The 18,246-nt window shown below is 62.0% G+C and carries 19 protein-coding genes; 7 read left to right on the top strand and 12 right to left on the bottom strand.

Annotated features, from left to right (window positions below; genetic code table 11):
* The first annotated feature begins 7 nt into the window (after positions 1-7).
* Together IHQ71_RS08570 and IHQ71_RS08565 are read left to right on the top strand one after the other, a co-directional pair.
* Positions 8-271, top strand: a complete 264-nt coding sequence (locus IHQ71_RS08570) for an AbrB/MazE/SpoVT family DNA-binding domain-containing protein (RefSeq protein ID WP_258161534.1) — start codon at positions 8-10, stop codon at positions 269-271.
* Positions 271-672, top strand: a complete 402-nt coding sequence (locus IHQ71_RS08565; protein ID WP_258162781.1) for a type II toxin-antitoxin system VapC family toxin — start codon at positions 271-273, stop codon at positions 670-672. The genes IHQ71_RS08570 and IHQ71_RS08565 overlap by 1 nt, the downstream gene beginning before the upstream one ends.
* On the opposite strand, the gene IHQ71_RS08560 is transcribed toward IHQ71_RS08565, so the two are convergent.
* The 3 genes from IHQ71_RS08560 to IHQ71_RS08550 all read right to left on the bottom strand — a co-directional run bounded on the left by IHQ71_RS08560 (position 669) and on the right by IHQ71_RS08550 (position 2,607).
* A complete protein-coding gene (locus tag IHQ71_RS08560) occupies positions 669-971 on the bottom strand; it encodes an AzlD family protein (protein ID WP_258161533.1) in 303 nt (100 codons plus the stop codon). The two genes, IHQ71_RS08565 and IHQ71_RS08560, sit on opposite strands and share 4 nt — an antisense overlap.
* Positions 968-1,666: an AzlC family ABC transporter permease gene (locus IHQ71_RS08555; protein ID WP_258161532.1), complete on the bottom strand. Its 699-nt coding sequence runs from the start codon at positions 1,664-1,666 to the stop codon at positions 968-970. Before IHQ71_RS08555 ends, IHQ71_RS08560 begins: the two co-directional genes overlap by 4 nt.
* 80 nt (positions 1,667-1,746) lie before the next feature.
* Complete coding sequence (locus IHQ71_RS08550) at positions 1,747-2,607, bottom strand: AraC family transcriptional regulator (RefSeq protein ID WP_258161531.1); 861 nt, start codon at positions 2,605-2,607, stop codon at positions 1,747-1,749.
* A gap of 90 nt (positions 2,608-2,697) precedes the next feature.
* Between IHQ71_RS08550 and alr the strand changes: the two genes are divergently transcribed.
* The 5 genes from alr (at position 2,698) to pssA (ending at position 6,069) form a co-directional block, all read left to right on the top strand.
* Complete coding sequence (alr, locus tag IHQ71_RS08545; RefSeq protein ID WP_258161530.1) at positions 2,698-3,822, top strand: alanine racemase; 1,125 nt, start codon at positions 2,698-2,700, stop codon at positions 3,820-3,822.
* Positions 3,823-3,877: 55 nt separating this feature from the next.
* A complete protein-coding gene (locus IHQ71_RS08540) occupies positions 3,878-4,075 on the top strand; it encodes a type II toxin-antitoxin system CcdA family antitoxin (RefSeq protein WP_258161529.1) in 198 nt (65 codons plus the stop codon).
* Positions 4,075-4,374: a CcdB family protein gene (locus tag IHQ71_RS08535; protein WP_258161527.1), complete on the top strand. Its 300-nt coding sequence runs from the start codon at positions 4,075-4,077 to the stop codon at positions 4,372-4,374. Before IHQ71_RS08540 ends, IHQ71_RS08535 begins: the two co-directional genes overlap by 1 nt.
* 100 nt (positions 4,375-4,474) lie before the next feature.
* Positions 4,475-5,173, top strand: a complete 699-nt coding sequence (locus IHQ71_RS08530) for a phosphatidylserine decarboxylase (protein ID WP_258161526.1) — start codon at positions 4,475-4,477, stop codon at positions 5,171-5,173.
* An 11-nt stretch (positions 5,174-5,184) separates the two neighbouring features.
* Positions 5,185-6,069, top strand: a complete 885-nt coding sequence (pssA, locus tag IHQ71_RS08525; RefSeq protein WP_258161524.1) for a CDP-diacylglycerol--serine O-phosphatidyltransferase — start codon at positions 5,185-5,187, stop codon at positions 6,067-6,069.
* On the opposite strand, the gene IHQ71_RS08520 is transcribed toward pssA, so the two are convergent.
* From IHQ71_RS08520 to IHQ71_RS08480, 9 genes are all read right to left on the bottom strand, one after another.
* Positions 6,043-8,187, bottom strand: a complete 2,145-nt coding sequence (locus IHQ71_RS08520; protein ID WP_258161523.1) for an AMP-binding protein — start codon at positions 8,185-8,187, stop codon at positions 6,043-6,045. The two genes, pssA and IHQ71_RS08520, sit on opposite strands and share 27 nt — an antisense overlap.
* 91 nt (positions 8,188-8,278) lie before the next feature.
* Entirely contained in the window at positions 8,279-9,016 is a 738-nt protein-coding gene (locus IHQ71_RS08515) for an SDR family NAD(P)-dependent oxidoreductase (protein ID WP_258161522.1), read from the bottom strand.
* Positions 9,017-9,097: 81 nt separating this feature from the next.
* A complete protein-coding gene (purF, locus tag IHQ71_RS08510) occupies positions 9,098-10,594 on the bottom strand; it encodes an amidophosphoribosyltransferase (protein WP_258161521.1) in 1,497 nt (498 codons plus the stop codon).
* A 296-nt stretch (positions 10,595-10,890) separates the two neighbouring features.
* Positions 10,891-11,529, bottom strand: a complete 639-nt coding sequence (locus IHQ71_RS08505; protein ID WP_258161519.1) for a CvpA family protein — start codon at positions 11,527-11,529, stop codon at positions 10,891-10,893.
* Between the two features lie 93 nt (positions 11,530-11,622).
* Complete coding sequence (gene radA / locus IHQ71_RS08500) at positions 11,623-13,026, bottom strand: DNA repair protein RadA (protein ID WP_258161518.1); 1,404 nt, start codon at positions 13,024-13,026, stop codon at positions 11,623-11,625.
* Positions 13,026-13,337, bottom strand: coding sequence for a type II toxin-antitoxin system RelE/ParE family toxin (locus IHQ71_RS08495; protein WP_258161517.1), 312 nt, complete (start codon positions 13,335-13,337; stop codon positions 13,026-13,028). Before IHQ71_RS08495 ends, radA begins: the two co-directional genes overlap by 1 nt.
* Positions 13,334-13,597: a type II toxin-antitoxin system ParD family antitoxin gene (locus IHQ71_RS08490; protein ID WP_258161515.1), complete on the bottom strand. Its 264-nt coding sequence runs from the start codon at positions 13,595-13,597 to the stop codon at positions 13,334-13,336. Before IHQ71_RS08490 ends, IHQ71_RS08495 begins: the two co-directional genes overlap by 4 nt.
* Positions 13,598-13,662: 65 nt before the next feature.
* Entirely contained in the window at positions 13,663-15,552 is a 1,890-nt protein-coding gene (locus IHQ71_RS08485; RefSeq protein ID WP_258161513.1) for an ABC transporter ATP-binding protein/permease, read from the bottom strand.
* A gap of 124 nt (positions 15,553-15,676) precedes the next feature.
* A complete protein-coding gene (locus tag IHQ71_RS08480; protein WP_258161512.1) occupies positions 15,677-18,121 on the bottom strand; it encodes a LysM peptidoglycan-binding domain-containing protein in 2,445 nt (814 codons plus the stop codon).
* Between the last annotated feature and the right edge of the window lie 125 nt (positions 18,122-18,246).

The raw sequence follows: 18,246 nt of genomic DNA, 5'->3' as shown, positions 1-18,246 counted from the left end.
TCCTGTCATGACCAGCTTGACTGTCACAGCACGGGGTCAGGTTACCCTCCGCAAGGACGTGCTTCAGCATCTGGGTATCGAGCCGGGCGACAAGATCCACGTGGACCTGCTTCCCGACGGCCGCGCAGAAATAAAGGCCGGCAAGCCCAAGGGGACCATCCGTGATCTGCGCGGGTTCCTGCGCGGCAAGACCAATGGCCGGAAGCTTTCGATCAAGGAGATCGGTGAGGCTATCGCCGAGGCTGGTTCTCGCGCCGGGCGCGGCGATTGATGCTGGCGACAACAGATACGAACGTACTGATACGGTTTTTCGTCGAGGACGATGTCCAACAGAGCGAGCTTGCGGCAGAGATTCTTGAATCAGCCGAGGTCATCGCCATCGGCCTGCAGGTTCTTTGTGAATTCGCCTGGGTCTTAAGCTCCCACTATAAAACGTCGCGTGCCGATATCTCCGCGTCGATAAGCCAGCTTCTCGGCACAGCGAATGTCGTCGCCAACCGTCCGGCGGTCGAAGCCGGTCTCGCCGCGCTGAATGCCGGCGGCGATTTCGCTGATGGCGTCATAGCCTATGAAGGCCAATGGCTCGGCGGCGAGACTTTTGTCACTTTCGACAAGAAGGCATCCAAAATTCTTGAACGGCAGGGGCGATCGACAAAGTTATTGGCGCCCTAAAACCCAACCGCCCGCAACGCCACGACGGTCCCCACCCCGATCGCCACGCAGGCCAGCAATGGAAGCCGCAATGCAGCAAGCGCCGTCACGGCACATGCGATCGTCTCGGCCAAGCCCGTCGCGAGCGCAGTGGGCGCGATGACGGCCATCAGCACGGCGGGAGGGATCGCATCGAGTGCTCCCCGCGCGTGCTCGCCGATCGAGATGTAGCGCAGTAGGAACACGCCGGAGACGCGCGTGAGGATCGTCGCGGCGGCCATGGCGAGGATTGCGAGGAATGTATTGAGATCGATCGTCATTGCGCCACCGCCACTTTTCTGAACCGTCCGGTGACGACCGCCGCCACCAATCCCGCAGCCGCCCCCGCCGCGATGTACCAGGCGCCGGGAACCAGATGGTGCACCAGGATCGAGGCGAGTGCGCTCGCGATCAGCACCATGCCGGTAGCCGGGCCTTTCCAGAAGCCCATGACCAGCACGATGAACACCGCCGGAAAGGCGAAATCCAGCCCGATAACGGCGGGATCGCCGAGGAAGGCCCCGAGCAGCGCACCAGCCAGGCTGCATATGATCCAGTTGAGATAGAAGAAGATCGATAAGCCCGCGAAAAAGGCGGGCGTCAGCTTGGTCTTCCGAGCGCGCGCCTCGGCCATCGCCCAGTTCTCGTCGGCCATCACGAGCACAGCGAGATATTTCTGCCAGGGAGAGAAAGCGTCCATCTTGTGTCCGAGGGAAGCACCCATCAGAACATGGCGGATATTGACGAGCAGGGCTGCGAAGCCGAGCGCCGTCCAGCTCGCCGGATGGGTCCAGATATCCATCGCCACGAACTGCGAGCCTCCGGCAAACACCATGGCGCTCATCAAGGTCGCTTCCAGTGGCGACAGCCCCTTGGCGGCGGCGACGGCACCGAAGACGAGGCCGATCGGCATGGCGGCGACGATGATCGGTGCGATGGTTTTCACACCGGCGGTAAATTCCGCTTTCCAGGTCATGATTTCTCCTGATTGGTTACGCCCTCTTAGCCTTGGGCATAACGCGGGTCTTGAAGGAAAGTGCTCGGGGGTTGAGAAAATCAGCCGTTGCGGAAGACGGCCGGCGTGACGCCCGTGCGGGCCTTGAAGTGACGGGTGAAATGCGCCTGATCGGCGAACCCGCATTGCAAAGCCACTTCAGACGGCGATGCGCCTTCGCGCAGCAGGCGCCGCGCCTGTCGGACGCGCATGTCGGTCTGGAAGGCATGCGGCGTGATGAAGAACTCGCGCCGGAAAGCCCGGATCAGATGCGCGCGGCTGAGCCCCGCCACGCCCGCCAGTTCCTCCAGCCCGATATCACTTTCGAAATTCTCGGCGAGATAGTCCCGCGCACGCGCCACCCCTATGCGCCCCGTCTCGGCCGGCGGCGAGATGATGACGCTGCCATACTGGGCGAACATCCGCGAGAGCACACTGTACATCGCCTCCTCGGCCGCGAGCGGTTCGTCTCCGGCTTCTACCAGCCGATGGGCATGATGGAACGCCTGGGCGAGGTCCGGATCATGCAGCAACTGGCGCGAGAAGCTCGGCGTTCCCTGAAAGCTGCGACCCGTCACATCTTCGAGAATCCCGGTCAGTAGCGCGATCTCCGGATAGATCATCCGGTAGCGATAGCCATCGCTGATGCCGGGCGCGCCATCATGGATCTCGCCGGGATTGAGCAGGTAGAGCGCGCCCGGCCCGGTGAACTCGCGTTCGCCGCGGATGCTGGCGATCTGGCAACCGGATTCGATCGCGCCGATCGAGAACGTGTCGTGCGCATGCGGCGCGAATGCGTGGGTGATGAAGGTCGCCGTCATGCATTCCATGTCCCGGAAGGGCTTGGCCCGCCAGAAACTGGTCTTTTCCTTCGCCGTCACCGGCACGGCTTCCGTCGCCTGCGATTGGGAAACATTCTGCATGGTGGCTCAAATACCGCATTTTCACTCAACCGTCTTGAACAAAAGTGCTCATGCTTGCCCCCGCCGAAGTTTCTCATTAAGAGCGCGGCCATGGATATGCCGCCGCCCCAAGCCAGCACTTTCGATATCGCGCCTGCGCGGCTGACGGTCGATACCGGTGCGATTGCGGCTAACTGGCGGATGCTGGCGGAGCGCAGCGGCCGGGCGGAAACGTCGGCCGTGCTGAAGGCGGATGCCTATGGCCTGGGGGCCGCGCCCGTCGCGCAAGCCTTGTCCGGGGCCGGCTGCCGGACCTTTTTCGTCGCGACGGTTACCGAGGGCGCCGAACTCCGCAGCACACTGCCGGATGCGCGCATTTTCGTTCTCTCCGGATTATGGGCTGGATGGGAGGACCAGTGCTTCGCCAATGGTCTCATTCCCGTGATCGCCTCGGTCGAGCAGTTCGATTTCTTCCAGGGCCTTGGCCGCACGCACCCTCACGCGCTTTATGTCGATACCGGCATGAACCGCCTGGGCGTGCATCCCGAAGAGGCCGCGCGCCTATCGACATCCGGTGTTGCGGCTCCCGTCATGCTGATGAGCCATCTCGCCTGCTCCGACGAACCGACCCATCCGTTGAACCGTCAGCAGCTTGAATCCTTTCGGACGGTTAGCCGGCTTTTCCCAGGCGTGGAATCAAGCCTGTCCAGCTCGGCTGGCATCTTCCTCGGCTCCGGATATCATTTCGACCTCACCCGTCCCGGCATCGCGCTATATGGCGGCGAGTCTGTCTGCGGCGTGGCCAATCCCATGCGGCAGGTCGTGACGGCCGAGGCACGCATCCTGCAGATCCGCGATGTCACCGCCGGCGAAAAGGTCAGCTACGGTGCCACGCAAACGCTGGCGCGCGACAGCCGGGTGGCTGTGGTGGGCGCGGGCTATGCGGATGGCTGGCACCGGTCGCTGTCCGGCTCGGGTGTCGCGCTGAGGCAGGCCGGATCACCTGGTGCTTTCGGTTTCGTTGCGGGACAGAAAGTGCCGGTCATCGGCCGCGTTACCATGGACCTCACCATGTTCGACATCACGGACATCGATAAATCGCATGTGAAAACAGGCGATTACATCTCGCTGTTCGGAAACGGAATCACACTGGATGAAGCGGCGCGTGCGGCAGGCACGATCGGCTATGAATTGCTGACCAGCTTGGGTAGGCGCTATGAGCGACGCTATGTTTGAACGTTGAAATCCGGCGGCGAATGGCTAGTATGCTTGGGTAAAGACGGAGAACGAGATGACCAGTTCGAAGAAAGTGCCCGAGAATATGCAAGCCGACCTTGAACGTCTTCGCATGGAACGCGCGGCACGGACGCCACAAGAACGCCTCGAAGCTGAGCGGCTGTTCAAACGGGAAAATGCGAAAGCGTTCGCGTCAATGAATGCCTGGGTAGAGGAGCACGGGCTTCCGCTCGAAAAGTACCGACAGTTCTGATGGCGCAATTCGACGTCTACTCACTGCCGGGTTCGGATACGCTTTTTGTCGATCTGCAATCTGGCGCTGTCGATGAATACAACACGCGTCTTCTGGCACCCCTGGTACCAGCCGATCCAAGATTGAAACCATTGAGAAGGGTCAATCGCGAACTACGCTTCAATTCCCGCACGTATCTCTTCATGCCGCAGTTGATGTCCGCGGTGAGAACGCGCGATATTGGAAAGAGCGTAGGCAGCATAGCTGATCAACGCGATCAGATCACCGCGGCACTCGACGTCCTGTTCCTGGGCATCTAACCGCACCTCTTCCTCCCGCCCCAACCTTTCCGCCTTGAACATGGTTGAAGAGGACCCCATTTCGCGCTAGTCCGGTGCCGCAACCAGGAGCCCCGATCGAATGAGCCTTGTCGATACCATCCGCAAAACACTCGTGCCGATCCATCGGGAAGGGCACAAGTTCATCGTCGCCTTCTTTGCGTTGTCCCTTATCCTCGGCTTTCTCTGGCAGCCGCTGTTCTGGATCGGCCTGATCCTGACGCTCTGGTGCGCCTATTTCTTCCGCGATCCCGAGCGCTCGGTGCCGCAGGACGAGGATTACGCGATCAGCCCGGCCGATGGGACGGTGTCGCTGGTTTCCATGACGGTTCCGCCGGCTGAACTGGCGCTGAGCGCCGAGCCGATGCTGAAGATCTCGATCTTCATGAACGTGTTCAACGGCCATATCAACCGCGCGCCGATGAAGGGCATGATCGATCATGTCGTCTATCGCGAGGGCAAGTTCCTCAATGCCGATCTCGACAAGGCAAGCGAAGACAACGAGCGCAATGGTCTGGTCATCGATACCGTCCATGGCCGCATCGGCGTCGTGCAAGTGGCGGGCCTTGTGGCGCGCCGCATCGTTTGCTGGGTCACGCCGACTATGCAGATCGATGCCGGCCAGCGTTTCGGCCTGATCCGTTTCGGCTCGCGGCTCGATGTCTACCTGCCCGAAGGCTTTACCCCGCACGTGACCGTCGGCCAGGCCGCGATCGGTGGCGAGACGGTGCTTGCCGAATTCGGCAGCGACAAGGGGCCGGTGCTCGGCCGGCGGATGTGAGGAACCTGGAAATGGATAGCGCCGCCACACCGCCGGGAACACATGCCAAGGACGATGGAGCCCGTGGCCCGCGCCTGCGCGAAATTCCGCTTCGCATGATGGTGCCGAACCTCATCACGGTGCTGGCGATCTGCGCGGGCCTCACCGGCATAAGGCTGGCTTTCGAGGGTCGCTATGAACTGGCCGTCTCCATGGTGCTGGTTGCCGCCTTTCTCGATGGCATCGACGGACGAGTGGCGCGGATGATGCGCGCCACCTCGAATTTCGGCGTGCAGATGGATTCGCTGGCCGATATCGTCAATTTCGGCGTCGCCCCGGCGCTAGTCCTCTATGTCTATGTGCTCGACCAGGCCCGTTCGATCGGCTGGATCGCGGCGCTGATTTTCGCGATCTCGGCCGGCCTAAGGCTGGCGCGCTTCAATGTGATGACCGACCGGCCGAACAAGCCGAAATGGCTCTCGGAATATTTCGTCGGCGTGCCGGCGCCGGCCGGGGCGCTGCTCGTCATGCTGCCGGTCTATATCGGCTTCCTCGGGCTGGAAGCTTCGCCCATCTACGGCTACTGCTCGGCGGCCTATACGGTTCTGATCGGCTATCTCCTCGTCTCGCGCATTCCCGTCTGGTCTGGCAAGGCGCAGGGCATGATCCGGCGCGAAAACGCCCTGCCCTTCATCCTGGTGGTCGTGGTCTATGTGGCGCTGTTGATGAGTTACACTTGGCAGGTTCTCGCCGCGACCTCCATCCTCTATCTCTGCACACTGCCATTCGGCGCCCGCGCCTGGATGAAGAAATACGGCTCCTTGCCGGCACACGAAAGGGATGTGGAAGAAGGCGTGGTGCCTGAAGTGCCACCCAGCCGCGTAGAAGGCTCAGACGACGACGGTCCCCGCCACTAGCGCAGTGGTCGCCGTGTAATCTACCTTGCCACTGCCCAGGACCGGTATCTCCGGCACGTTGACGATATCATCGGGGATCATCATCTCGGTCGCGCCGAAGCGTTTGGAATAGGCGATCAACTCGTCCTTCCGCGCTGGCAATTGCGTGGTGACCAAAACGATCCGTTCACCGCGCCGCTTGTCGGGAAGCGAGATTGCCGCATGGTTGGCCTCTGGCCAGAGTTGCTTGACCATCATCTCCACGGCACCGAGCGAGATCATTTCGCCGGCGATCTTGGCGAAACGCTTCGCCCGACCCTTGATGCTGATGAAGCCCCGCTCGTCGATCGAGACAATGTCGCCGGTATCGTGCCACTTGCTGGCCAGCGGCTGGACCACGCCGGGCTTGTCACCGAGTAGATATCCGAGCATGAGGTTGGGCCCCGCGATGAACAACCGTCCACCCTCGGCAATCCCCTCGACGGGTTCGATGCGCATTTCCATGCCGGTGAGCAGCCTGCCCACGCTGCCGTCCTTGGAAAAGGTCGCGGAGTTGACCGCCACGACGGGCGAGGCTTCTGTCATACCGTAGCCTTCTACAACCAGGGCATCGAAGCGGTCGCGGTACATCTTGCGCGTCTCGGGCTTCACCGCCTCGGCTCCGGCAACGATCATCCGCAGGCTGTCGAAATCGCCATCCTTGGCAGCGCGCGCGTAGCCGTTGAGGAACGTATCGGTTCCGAACATGAATGTCGGCGCCACCTTGCGGGCCAGTGACGGGATCAGCTTGTAGTGCAGCGGTGAGGGATAGAGGAACAGCCGGACGCCGTAATAGATCGGCAGGAAGGCGCCGCCGAGCAGTCCGAAGGAATGGAACAGCGGAAGCACGTTGAACAGCGTGTCCTCGCTCGAAAAATCGATCCGGCAATCGACCTGCGCGGCATTGGCGACGAGACTGTTCGCCGAGAGCACGACGCCCTTCGGCGTACCCTCGGAACCCGAGGTGAAGAGCACGATGGCCGGATCGTCCGGTTTGGATTTCGCAACGGCACGCCGCCACAACAGGAAAGCGCGGAACTTCTCCATGAAGCCGATGCTCTCGCGCAGCTCCTCGACATGGACGATCTTGGCCCCGCTTTCCTTCATTTTCTCGATGAGGCCACCGAGATCCGCCTTTTCGATGAAGCCCTTTGATGTCAGCACGGTCGAGATGTTGCCGGTGCCGAGTGCCGAGACGATCGCTGCGGGACCAGCGGTATAATTGAGCATCGCCGCGACCCGCCCGGCGGACGCCACCGCGAACATGCCGACCACCACGCCGGTGGAATTGGGCAGCAGGATGCCGATCGCCTCGCCCCGCTTGGACATGGCTTCGATCCGCTTCGCCAGCACCCGCACGCCGATCAGCAGCTTTCGGTAGCTCAGCCTGGCGCCCAGCGCATCCTCGAGGATCTCGCGAGAAGGGCCGTAGAGCTTGGCTGCCGCGACCAGCGCCTCGAACAGCGACTGGCGCAGATTGACGGAGCGGAACTTGGCATTGGCCGCGCCATCGAGCAACTGGTCGGCCAAGTGCTGGCCGCTGGTTCCCGACAGCTGGAATTCGGGTGCGGCCGCCATCACCACCTGCGGCAACAAGCTGCGCGGCGCCTGAGCCTGCTTCCAATGGGAGAAGAGGGAAAAGCGCGTGCCGCGTATGAAGATCGGCACAATCCGCGCGCTGGCCTCGCGCGCGACCGCACCTATCTCGGCGAGCAATCCCATTGTTTCCGGCGAAGCCTCGACCTGGGGCGGCAGGTAGACACAGGTGATGCCGTGGCCCGCCATCACCGACTTGAAAAGCGTCATGGCCTGCGCCGTCGCGTCCTCGCCCTCAGTCTCGACATGAAATGTCTGGGCGGGCAGGAACGGCTTCAGGATGGCCCGGTCGAGCGAGGACTGGGCGAGGACGATGAAGACAACCGGTCCCTTCCACTCTGCCTTGGGATCGAAGCCCGAATGCCGGATACCGAAGACGAATTTGAGGAGCGTGAACTTGAGCGCCTGGACATAGGTGATGCCGCCGGCACCCTTCTCGCGGAAGGCGGTGATCAGCCACACAAGGATAGCCGCGCCGACTACGGCGAAGATCGCGTTTTCCAAGAAATGTCCTCCGCAGAGCCGTAGCGCTCGTACCGATTGCTTGTATCCAAACTATGGCACAAGTTGAAGAGCGCGCACGCTGGCGCGCGCCTTACGGCATCACATAGTCGCCGAAACGCTTTTCCCTGACGATGTAGAGCTTGCCCGTTTCACGCATATCCGGACCGGTGAGCTTCACCAGTTCGCGCGCGACTTCCGAGGGATGCGGCAGCGTATCGGGATCCTCGCCGGGGAAGGCCTTGGCGCGCATGGCGGTACGGGTGCCGCCGGGATCGACGCTGACGATGCGGAGCGGCAGGCGGTTCGTCTCGCCCGCCCAGGTGCGCGCGAGCGCCTCCACCGCCGCCTTCGAGGCTGAATACGGTCCCCAGAATGGACGGCATTTGTGTGCGGCGCCGGACGACAGGATCAGTGCCCTGCCCGCATCGGATTTCTGCAGCAGCGGATCGACCGAACGGATCAGCCGCCAGGTGGCGGTGACGTTGATGGTCATGACCTTTTCGAACGTCTTGGCCTCGACATGCCCGATCGGCGAAATGGTGCCGAGAATGCCGGCATTGGCGACTAGGATGTCGAGCTTGCCCCAGCGTTCGAAGATCGCGCCGCCGAGGCCGTCGATCGCGCCCATGTCGGCGAGATCGAAAGGCACCAGCGTGGCGCTGCCGCCGACCTTCTGGATTGCATCGTCGAGCTCTTCCAGCCCGCCGACAGTGCGGGCGCAAGCCACGACATGGGCGCCTGCCTTTGCCAGTTCGAGCGCCGTGAAATAGCCGATGCCGCGCGAAGCGCCGGTGACGAGCGCGATCTTGCCGCTCAGATTGATACTCATGAAGTGCCCTGATCCATGCTGTTCTCGCGAAACGAAGGGCCGGAGCCCTTCGTGTGTTCATAACCGGAAAACCAGACGGTGTCAGCCGTTGCTGGCGATGACCGAAAGCTTGCCACCCAAGGCCTCGCCGTCCTTGTCGAGAAGACGTGTCGGATAATCGCCGGTGAAATAATGATCGGTGAATTGCGGCCGGGCGGCGTTGCGGTCTTCGCCGCCGACAGCACGATAGAGGCCGTCGATCGACAGGAATGCGAGCGAATCCGCACCGATATATTTAGCCATGTCGTTCACGTCGGCATACTGATTGGCCAGCAGCTTGTCGGCGTCGGGCGTGTCGATGCCGTAGAAATCCGGATAATAGATCATCGGGCTGGCGACGCGGATATGCACTTCCTTGGCGCCGGCATCGCGGATCATCTGGACGATCTTCAGCGAGGTCGTGCCGCGGACGATGGAATCATCGACCAGGATCACGCGCTTGCCCTCGATCATCGCCCGGTTGGCGGAATGCTTGAGCTTGACGCCAAAGGCGCGGATCGACTGCGTCGGCTCGATGAAGGTGCGGCCGACATAATGGTTGCGGATGATGCCATATTCGAACGGAATGCCGCTCTGCTGCGCATAGCCGAGTGCCGCGGGCGTGCCGCCATCTGGCACGGGAACGACGACATCGGCCTCGACCGGGGCTTCCCTGGCGAGGTTCATGCCCATATTCTTGCGCGCGACATAGACGCTGCGCCCGCCGACGACCGAGTCCGGCCGGGCGAAATAGACGTATTCGAACAGGCAGAGCCGTTCCGGCTTCGGATTGGAGGCTTTCCGGGAATCGATCAGCACCGAGCCATCCGGCTGGAGTTCGCAGATGACCACTTCGCCATTCTCGACATCGCGGACATACTTGGCGCCGATAATGTCGAGCGCACAGGTCTCGGAGCAGAAGATCGGCTTGCCGTCGAGTTCGCCCATCACCAGCGGCCGGATGCCGATCGGGTCGCGCGCGGCGATCAGCTTGGTGCGGGTCATGGCCAGCATCGAATAGCCGCCCTCCATCTGCCGGATCGCATCGATGAAACGGTCGGAGGACGACGGGTGCTTGGAGCGCGCGATCAGGTGCAGCACAACTTCCGTATCCGATGTCGACTGACAGATGGCGCCGGTGGAGATGATCTGGCGGCGAAGCGTCAGGCCGTTGGTGAAATTGCCATTATGCGCGATGGCAATGCCGCCGACCTCGAGTTCGGCAAAAAGCGGCTGCACGTTGCGCAGCGCCACCTCGCCGGTGGTCGAGTAGCGGGTGTGGCCGATCGCCATTTCGCCCGGAAGCTTCGCCAGCGTCGCCGGGTCCGTGTAGTGGTCGCCGACCAGGCCCATGCGCTTTTCGGTATGGAACTGCTTGCCCTTGCCGTCGAAAGTGACGATGCCGGCGGCTTCCTGCCCGCGATGCTGGAGCGCGTGCAGGCCGAGCGCCGTCAGCGCCGCGGCATCGCTGTGCCCCAAAATGCCGAACACCCCGCATTCTTCATGAAGGGTGTCGCCATCGATATCGTCATGGACCTTGCGAGAGGCGGTGTCGTTCATTGGATTTACGGCCTTTGGCTCGTGGGAAACTAGGGATTGAGGACCCGTCGAGCGACCCATTTCACGAGGCGGATCCGGAGGCTCGAATGAAGCGAGAATATGGGCTTTGCAGCCCGCATTTTCAATCACTCAAAATCGCCGAATTCAGCCTCGGTCCGTGGACCGGAAGACATGATGCCTGCCGAAAGCGTAGCCCCGGGCCAAATGCCCAGGCGTCGCCGCCTTCATCCATGCGATCCGGTGTCTTCAGACCGCATCGCATGGAAACCTCAGTCCTCCCTGCCTCAACAGAACTCTTACTGCTGCGGCGTCGTCTGCTCCTCGGCCGGTGCCGTATCCGCCGGCTGATCGGCAGGTGCCGTATCAGTCGATGTATCGGCGGGCGGCGTGGCGGTATTATCCTTGCCGTTGGCGTCGTTCATCTTCTCTTCGATCTTCTTGCGGAGAAGGGCAGCGACGTCTTCCGGCAGCGCATTCTTCAGCTTTTCCCCAAGATCGTCGAGAAAGGGCTTGGATTTAGAGCCGGCGATCCAGGCCTGATGCTTCTCCGGCGGCACCCATTCATTGTAGAATTGTACCGCAACGACGACGATGAGGATACCGCGCGCGGCACCAAAAATGAAGCCCAGCGTACGATCAAGCGCCCCGATGCGGCTGTCGATGATCATATCGGCGATGCGCATGGTGATGAAGGAGATGACGATCAGCGCGATCAGGAAGATCGCGGCGGCTGAAGCGATGATGGCGAACTTCTCGTCGGCGATGAAATTCTTCGCGTAAGGCAGGCCGTATGGGTAAAGCTTGTAGGCGGCATAGGCCGAGCCGAACCAGCTCACGACGGAGAGAACTTCGCGGGAAAAGCCGCGAACCATGGCGAGAACGGCGGAAAACAGCGCAATAGCAAGAACAATACCATCAAAAGCAGTAATGGGCATTTATCTCTCCACAAAACGGCGGGACGAAACCCACCGTTAACAAACTCTTACCACGCGCGCCCATATAGCATCCGGCACCGCCAACGCGAAAGCCTAATCCATGTCGTTTGCCGCACGGCCCACATGTTTCGAGCCTGCGATCCGTGCGACCAGGTCGGTCAGGCTCTCGATCTGCGTCCAGCGGCCCGAAAGCCCCTTTGGCAGTTCCGCCGAACCGGTTGGCAGCACTGCGGTCTGAAAGCCCAATTTCTCGGCTTCTTTAAGGCGGAGCCCCGTATGGCCCACCGGGCGCACCGCGCCAGACAGGCTGATTTCGCCGAAATAGACGCAATCATGCGGAAGAGCAAGAGAGGCTAGCGAAGAAACGAGCGCCGCCGCAATCGCGATATCTGCAGCCGGTTCGGAGATGCGGTAGCCGCCGGCGACGTTGAGATAGACGTCGTGGCTGCCGAGCCTGACGCCGCAATGGGCCTCCAGAACCGCGAGGATCATCGCAAGCCGCGACGAATCCCAGCCGACGACCGCACGGCGGGGCGTGCCGAGTGATGTCGGCGCCACAAGGGCCTGAACTTCGACCAGCACCGGCCGCGTGCCTTCCACGCCGGCGAAGACCGCCGCACCCGGCGACTTTGCATTGCGCTCGCCAAGGAAGAGTGCCGAAGGATTGGTGACTTCGCGCAGGCCCTTGTCGGACATTTCGAACACGCCGATCTCGTCGGTCGGCCCGAAGCGGTTCTTGACCGTACGCATGATGCGATGATGATGGCCGCGATCGCCCTCGAAATAGAGCACCGCATCGACCATGTGCTCGACGACGCGCGGTCCGGCGATCTGCCCGTCCTTGGTGACATGGCCGACCAGCACCATAGCCGCGCCCGTCTGCTTGGCGAAACGGATCATTGCCTGCACGCCGACCCGCACCTGGGTGACCGTGCCGGGTGCTGCTTCCGCCATGTCGCTCCACAGCGTCTGGATGGAATCGATGATGACGAGATCGGGGCGCTTGCCCTCGGCGAGGGTTGCGAGGATGTCCTCGACATTGGTCTCGGCGGCAATCAGCACGCCGGCATCGGCCGCACTCAGGCGCTGGGCGCGCAGGCGCACCTGCGCGATGGCCTCCTCGCCCGAGACATAGATGACGCGGTGGCCCTTGCGGGACAAGGCCGCCGCCGCCTGCATCAGCAATGTCGACTTGCCTATGCCGGGATCGCCGCCGACCAGCAGCGCGGAACCACGCACAAAGCCCCCGCCCGTTGCCCGGTCGAGTTCGGAAATGCCGCATTCGATACGCGGCGCTTCCTCGATCTCGCCGTCAAGCGTGGTCAGGACCACCGGCCTGCCCTTCTTCGGCGCCCGGGTAGGGCCGCCGCCGATGCCTGAGGTCGGGTCTTCCTCGATGATCGTGTTCCAGGCGCCGCAGCCATCGCACTTGCCCGCCCAACGGGAATGAACGGTGCCGCAGTTCTGGCAGATGAATTGGGTGCGGGTCTTGGCCATCAGTTTTCGTCCTTGAACAAATCCGCACCTACATCCTGCCTCCCATGAAGCACACGCAAGACGTAGAACTCGCTGCCAATCACTCGGAAGTAGATGCAGCGTTGCCTGAACGGACGAGCCCTGAGGCCAGGTAGGATATCATCACGCGCGACACCGCTGTTTCCAGCTGCTGCCATCGCCACAATCTTTGCAGTTATGGCAGCGACTAGGCTCTCAGCAGCAATTGGATTCTTTGCCGCGACATAGTTGTAAATGTCAGCAAGATCATCGAGGGCCCTGTCGGAAAGAACGTGTCTCAGCGGTGCAATCAATTGCGCGTCTTCGCACGTTCTATAACATAACGCGTCATATCCCCTGCATTCTCAAATGCGTGGATCCGACCGGCTGCAATGTCCTCATCGCCTTCAGCAATCAACGCACGTAACACAACAAGCTTCTTTCTGGCCTGCAGAAGCTCCAGCGCCGCATCGACGATTTCGGCCTCGTCCGCATAGACTCCACCGGCGAGTTCCTCCTCTATGAATTCGCGACGGTGGTCGAAAATTGCGACTGACAGTTTTCCATCGTCCATGGACTGCTCCTAAAAAACAGCTGATAAGGACACCCTAGCAAACCCGGAACAAAATAGCAACAACCTCACTCGGCGGCCGGGGCTCTCCGCTCGATCACGCCGAGATCGTCTTCCTCGCGCACCTTCTTGAGCTTCTCCTCGGCCTCGCTCGCCTCGCGCTGGCGGCTCCACATCTGGGCGTAGAGGCCGTTGGTTTCCAGGAGGTCGGCGTGCTTGCCGCGTTCGGCGATGCCGCCGTCCTTCAGCACGATGATCTCGTCGGCATTGACCACGGTGGAAAGCCGGTGGGCGATGACCAGAGTCGTGCGGTTCTTGGACACGACATCCAGTGCCGACTGGATTTCCTGCTCGGTATGGGTGTCGAGCGCCGAGGTCGCCTCGTCGAGGATCAGGATCGGCGGCGACTTAAGGATCGTGCGGGCGATTGCCACGCGCTGCTTTTCGCCGCCCGAGAGCTTCAGACCACGCTCGCCAACCATCGACTTGTAGCCTTCCGGGAGGCTGTCGATGAATTTGCCGATCTGGGCGATCTCGGCTGCCTGCTCAACCTCGGCCTCAGTGGCGGACGGCCGGCCGTAACGGATGTTGTAGGCGATCGTGTCGTTGAACAGCACGGTGTCCTGCGGCACCATGCCGATGGCCGACCGCAGCGACTTCTGCGTCACGCCGCGCACGTCCTGGCCGTCGATGGTGATCGAGCCCTTCTGCACGTCGTAAAAGCGGTAGAGAAGCCGCGAAATGGTGGATTTGCCAGCACCAGACGGCCCGACGACGGCGACCGTGTGCCCGGCCGGCACGTCGAACGAAATGCCCTTGAGGATCTGCCGCGCCGGATCATAGGCGAAATGCACGTCCTTGAACGAGATCGCACCCTTGGCGGCGATCAATTCCTTCGCGTCGGGCGCGTCTTCGATTTCGGCATCGACCTCCAGCAGGTCGAACATCTGCTCGATATCGGTCAGGCCCTGGCGGATTTCGCGATAGACGAAGCCGATGAAATTGAGCGGCACCGAGAGCTGCAGCAGCATGGCATTGATGAAGACGAAGTCGCCGATCGTCTGGGTGCCGTTCTGCACGGCGAGCGCCGACATGACCAGCATGACCAGCGTGCCGATGCCGAAGATCACGCCCTGGCCGAAGTTCAGCCAGCCGAGCGAGGTCCAGACCTGCGTCGCCGATTTCTCGTATTTCGCCATCGACTGGTCGAAGCGCCTGGCCTCCATGTCCTCGTTGCCGAAATATTTGACGGTCTCGAAGTTGAGCAGCGAGTCGATCGCCTTGGTATTGGCGTCGGTGTCGGAGTCGTTCATGTCGCGGCGGATGTTGATCCGCCAGTCGCTGGCCCGGATGGTGAACCAGATATAGATCCACACCGTGAAGGCCGTGACGCCGAGATAGGAGAGGCCATAGCCCCACCAGAAGATCGCCGCCGTCAGCACGAATTCGATCAGTGTCGGGAAGGTGTTGAGGATCGTGAAGCGGACGATCGTCTCGATGCCCTTGGTGCCGCGCTCTATGACGCGGGACAGGCCACCGGTGCGGCGCTCGAGGTGGAAGCGCAGCGACAACCTGTGGAGATGGACGAAGGTCTTGAAGGCGAGCTGGCGCACGGCATATTGGCCGACGCTGGCAAACATCGCGTCGCGGAGCTGGTTGAGTCCCCATTGCACCAGCCGCGCCACATTATAAGCGATGACCAGCATCAGCGCGCCGAGCATGAAGGTCGGCAGCAGGCCCACCGGGTCCATCTTGCCGTTCAGCGCGTCCGTCGACCATTTGAAGAAATAGGGAACGCTCAGCAGGATGATCTTGGACAGGAGAAGATAGAACGTGGCCCAGACCACCCGCATCTTCAGGTCCATTCTGTCCGCCGGCCACATATAGGGCCAGAGATTATAGATGGTCTGAAGCGTCTTGCCCGATTCCGCGGAGACGGTTTTGTCGTCGGATGCCATGGGGATTCACCGGAAGTCGATCAAAATGAGGCGCGGCGATCCGCCCCGGACCGCCGCGATAGTCCCTGTCAGATAGGTTTCCGGCCACACATTCGCAACCGAGAAGCCGAAATTAATTGCCGGCTCACTTCTTGTGCTGATGTAGGCGCTCCTTGTGGAGCTCCTCGGCATTATCCAGCCACTTGCCCGGCATGGAGAAGACCTGGCCCGGCATGATCCGGTCCGGATCGGTGATCTGCGCCTGGTTGGCGACATAGATCGTGGTGTAGCGGACACCCTTGCCGTAGACGCGGCGTGAAATCTGCCAGAGCGTGTCGCCGCGGCGGATGATCACCGATGAAGCATCGCTCTGCGTCAGTGGCGCCTGTTCGATGACCTTCGGCTGGTCGCCGGTCGCGACTTCCTGAGTGGCGTCCGGCGCAGGCTTGCCTGCCACATCCTCCGTCCCGGTCGATGAAGCCGAGCCATCGGCGGTGTTGCTGACCGCCGTCGTCGCGGTATCGGCGGATTTGTCCTTGGTTGCGTCGTCCTTGGCGGCTTCGGCGGCGGTGAGCGTATCCTTTTTCTTGAGATCGTTGATTTCGCCCGGCTGGGCGGTGTCGGATGCCACCGAACCGTCTTCCGGCGCGCTTGTCGTCTCCTTGGACGTCGCAACGTCGGCCGGCTTGGCGGTGTCAGTCACCGGCTCCTTGATTGTCGTATTGGCTGCAAGCTCGGTGGCCGGCTTGAGCGCGGAGCTGACGCCCTGCTCGATCGAACCCAGCGCCGACTTGACGGCGGCGGGATCCTGCGGCAGCGCCTTCAGCGTCGTCAGGGCCTTCTCGGCCTCCTGCGATACGGTCTTTGCCATTTCAGCGAGCGCGGCATCGGCGTTTTCGGCGACGCGCACTTCAGACAGGCGCTTCAGGGCTATCTCGGTCGAGGAGCGCGCAGCTGCGAGTTCTTCGGCCGTCGGCGTCTTGCCATCGGCATAGAGATCCTTGAGCAGGCCAAGCGCCTTGCCGGCCTCGTCACGCGCCGTGTCGAGAGCGCCGTTGGCAGTGGGCTCGACGGCCGTTGCCGCGTTCTTCGCCGGCTCCTTGCTGGCGACGACGGCAAGATCGCCCTCGGGCCGGAAGAACGGAACCGAAGCCCGGAACTCGACCTTCGCGCCGTCCCTGCTCAGCACATCGGCGCGGATCGTGTGGTTGCCCACGGCGAGCGGCATCCTGGCATCGGCCACGAAACTGCCGTTCTCGTTGGCCTTGACCTCCGCGACGATCTTGTCGTCGGCATAGACGCGAACAGTCGCCCCGGCCCTGGTATTGCCGGCGATGAAGATCTTGTCGCCTTCGAACTCAACGGCGCTGACCAGCACTTCCGGCGCGGCAGCGGGTTCGGCGGTCTTGGCGGCGCTTTCGACTGGTGTCGCGCTATCGGCCTTTGCCACTTCCTGCGCTTCGGCCTTCGCCTTGTCTTCGGTTGCGACAACGGGCGGATTTTGCGCGATCTCGGTCGACAGCGCGGGAAGGTCCGGCGTCGTCACGGCGCCATCGGCGGCCTTCGCCTGCTCCGTCGTCACGCCCTTGTTGGCCGCGACTTCCATCGTCTTGTCCGCCTCGGGCATAGAAAGGATCTTGGAGGCTTCGCCCGGTTTGGTCACCATGGCTAGCAGTTCGCCCTTGCCGTCCTTGGGAACGGAGACCGTGGCGATTTCCTGCGAAGCGTTGGACTTGCCGTCCTTGGATGTTGTCTTCAGCACGATCGAATGGTCGCCCGAAGCCAGCGGGTTGTCGAGCACGGCGACAAACGCGCCGGTATCGTCGGCCTGCGCGGATGCGATCAACTTGTCGCCATCGACGATATCGACCTTGGAGCCGGCTTCGGCGCGGCCCGCGATCAACGTCGAACCGTCCTTCTCGACGCGCAGGATATCGAAAGAAGGAACCGCCGGGTTGGTTTCCTGCTTGGCACCGTCCGCATTCGTCGTATCGGGCGTCAACTTGGCCGTCTCGGTGCTGTCCTTTGCTGCGTCGGCCGGTTTGGCCGCCGTATCGCCCGGCAGGGCCGATTCGATGCCGGCCTTCAGGTCGGCGATCGCGGCCTTGGCGGCGGCGGGATCGGCAGGCAGTTTCTCAAGTGTCGCAAGCGCTGCCTTGGCGCTCTCGCTCGCCTTGCCGGCCAATGCCACGGTCGCGGCATCCACGCCTTCGGGAAGCTTGACGTCGCTCGCCTGTTTCAGCGCGGCTTCGATCTTCGCCTTGGCGGCGGCCATCTCTTCGGCAGTCGGCGTGCCTTTGTCCAGCAGCGCCTGCAGTTCGCCGGTCGCGGCCTCGGTATCGGCCTTCAGCCGCGCCATCTTGGAGACAAAGGCGGCCTTGGCTTCTTCAGTGCCCTTCGCGACGTCCTCGACCTGCTTGCCGGCATCGTTGACGGCATTCTGGGCCTGTTCGACGGTGTCGCCGGCTTTCCTGGCAATGTCCTCGACGGTCTTGCTGCCCTTCATTTGCGGCATGACGACAAAATACATCAGCAGTGCCGCCACTGCGAGAACTGCCACTACCACCCCGATGGCGCCGCTTTTTTTCATATTCTATCTCCGGGCGGTGAGAATCCCGCCAAAACCCCTCCCCGACTGCTAACGTTTTCCACTGCGCTTCTCAAGCATTTAGGCCCATTATGCCCGTAATCTCAGGCATTTTAATGGTATTTACC

It is taken from the genome of Rhizobium sp. TH2 (genome assembly GCF_024707525.1).
Taxonomy (GTDB): Bacteria; Pseudomonadota; Alphaproteobacteria; order Rhizobiales; family Rhizobiaceae; genus Rhizobium_E.
Note: the sequence above shows the minus strand (reverse complement) of the source record. Positions and strands in the feature narration are given on the sequence as shown.

Bases quoted from the DNA above. Each gene is read 5' to 3' on its own strand.
- IHQ71_RS08485 (WP_258161513.1), bottom strand. From the start codon at position 15,552: ATGGCATCCGACGACAAAACCGTCTCCGCGGAATCGGGCAAGACGCTT.
- pssA (WP_258161524.1), top strand. From the start codon at position 5,185: ATGGATAGCGCCGCCACACCGCCGGGAACACATGCCAAGGACGATGGA.
- purF (WP_258161521.1), bottom strand. From the start codon at position 10,594: ATGAACGACACCGCCTCTCGCAAGGTCCATGACGATATCGATGGCGAC.
- IHQ71_RS08555 (WP_258161532.1), bottom strand. From the start codon at position 1,666: ATGACCTGGAAAGCGGAATTTACCGCCGGTGTGAAAACCATCGCACCG.
- IHQ71_RS08560 (WP_258161533.1), bottom strand. From the start codon at position 971: ATGACGATCGATCTCAATACATTCCTCGCAATCCTCGCCATGGCCGCC.
- IHQ71_RS08565 (WP_258162781.1), top strand. From the start codon at position 271: ATGCTGGCGACAACAGATACGAACGTACTGATACGGTTTTTCGTCGAG.
- alr (WP_258161530.1), top strand. From the start codon at position 2,698: ATGGATATGCCGCCGCCCCAAGCCAGCACTTTCGATATCGCGCCTGCG.
- radA (WP_258161518.1), bottom strand. From the start codon at position 13,026: ATGGCCAAGACCCGCACCCAATTCATCTGCCAGAACTGCGGCACCGTT.
- IHQ71_RS08490 (WP_258161515.1), bottom strand. From the start codon at position 13,597: ATGGACGATGGAAAACTGTCAGTCGCAATTTTCGACCACCGTCGCGAA.
- IHQ71_RS08535 (WP_258161527.1), top strand. From the start codon at position 4,075: ATGGCGCAATTCGACGTCTACTCACTGCCGGGTTCGGATACGCTTTTT.
- IHQ71_RS08550 (WP_258161531.1), bottom strand. From the start codon at position 2,607: ATGCAGAATGTTTCCCAATCGCAGGCGACGGAAGCCGTGCCGGTGACG.
- IHQ71_RS08505 (WP_258161519.1), bottom strand. From the start codon at position 11,529: ATGCCCATTACTGCTTTTGATGGTATTGTTCTTGCTATTGCGCTGTTT.
- IHQ71_RS08515 (WP_258161522.1), bottom strand. From the start codon at position 9,016: ATGAGTATCAATCTGAGCGGCAAGATCGCGCTCGTCACCGGCGCTTCG.
- IHQ71_RS08540 (WP_258161529.1), top strand. From the start codon at position 3,878: ATGACCAGTTCGAAGAAAGTGCCCGAGAATATGCAAGCCGACCTTGAA.
- IHQ71_RS08480 (WP_258161512.1), bottom strand. From the start codon at position 18,121: ATGAAAAAAAGCGGCGCCATCGGGGTGGTAGTGGCAGTTCTCGCAGTG.
- IHQ71_RS08570 (WP_258161534.1), top strand. From the start codon at position 8: ATGACCAGCTTGACTGTCACAGCACGGGGTCAGGTTACCCTCCGCAAG.
- IHQ71_RS08530 (WP_258161526.1), top strand. From the start codon at position 4,475: ATGAGCCTTGTCGATACCATCCGCAAAACACTCGTGCCGATCCATCGG.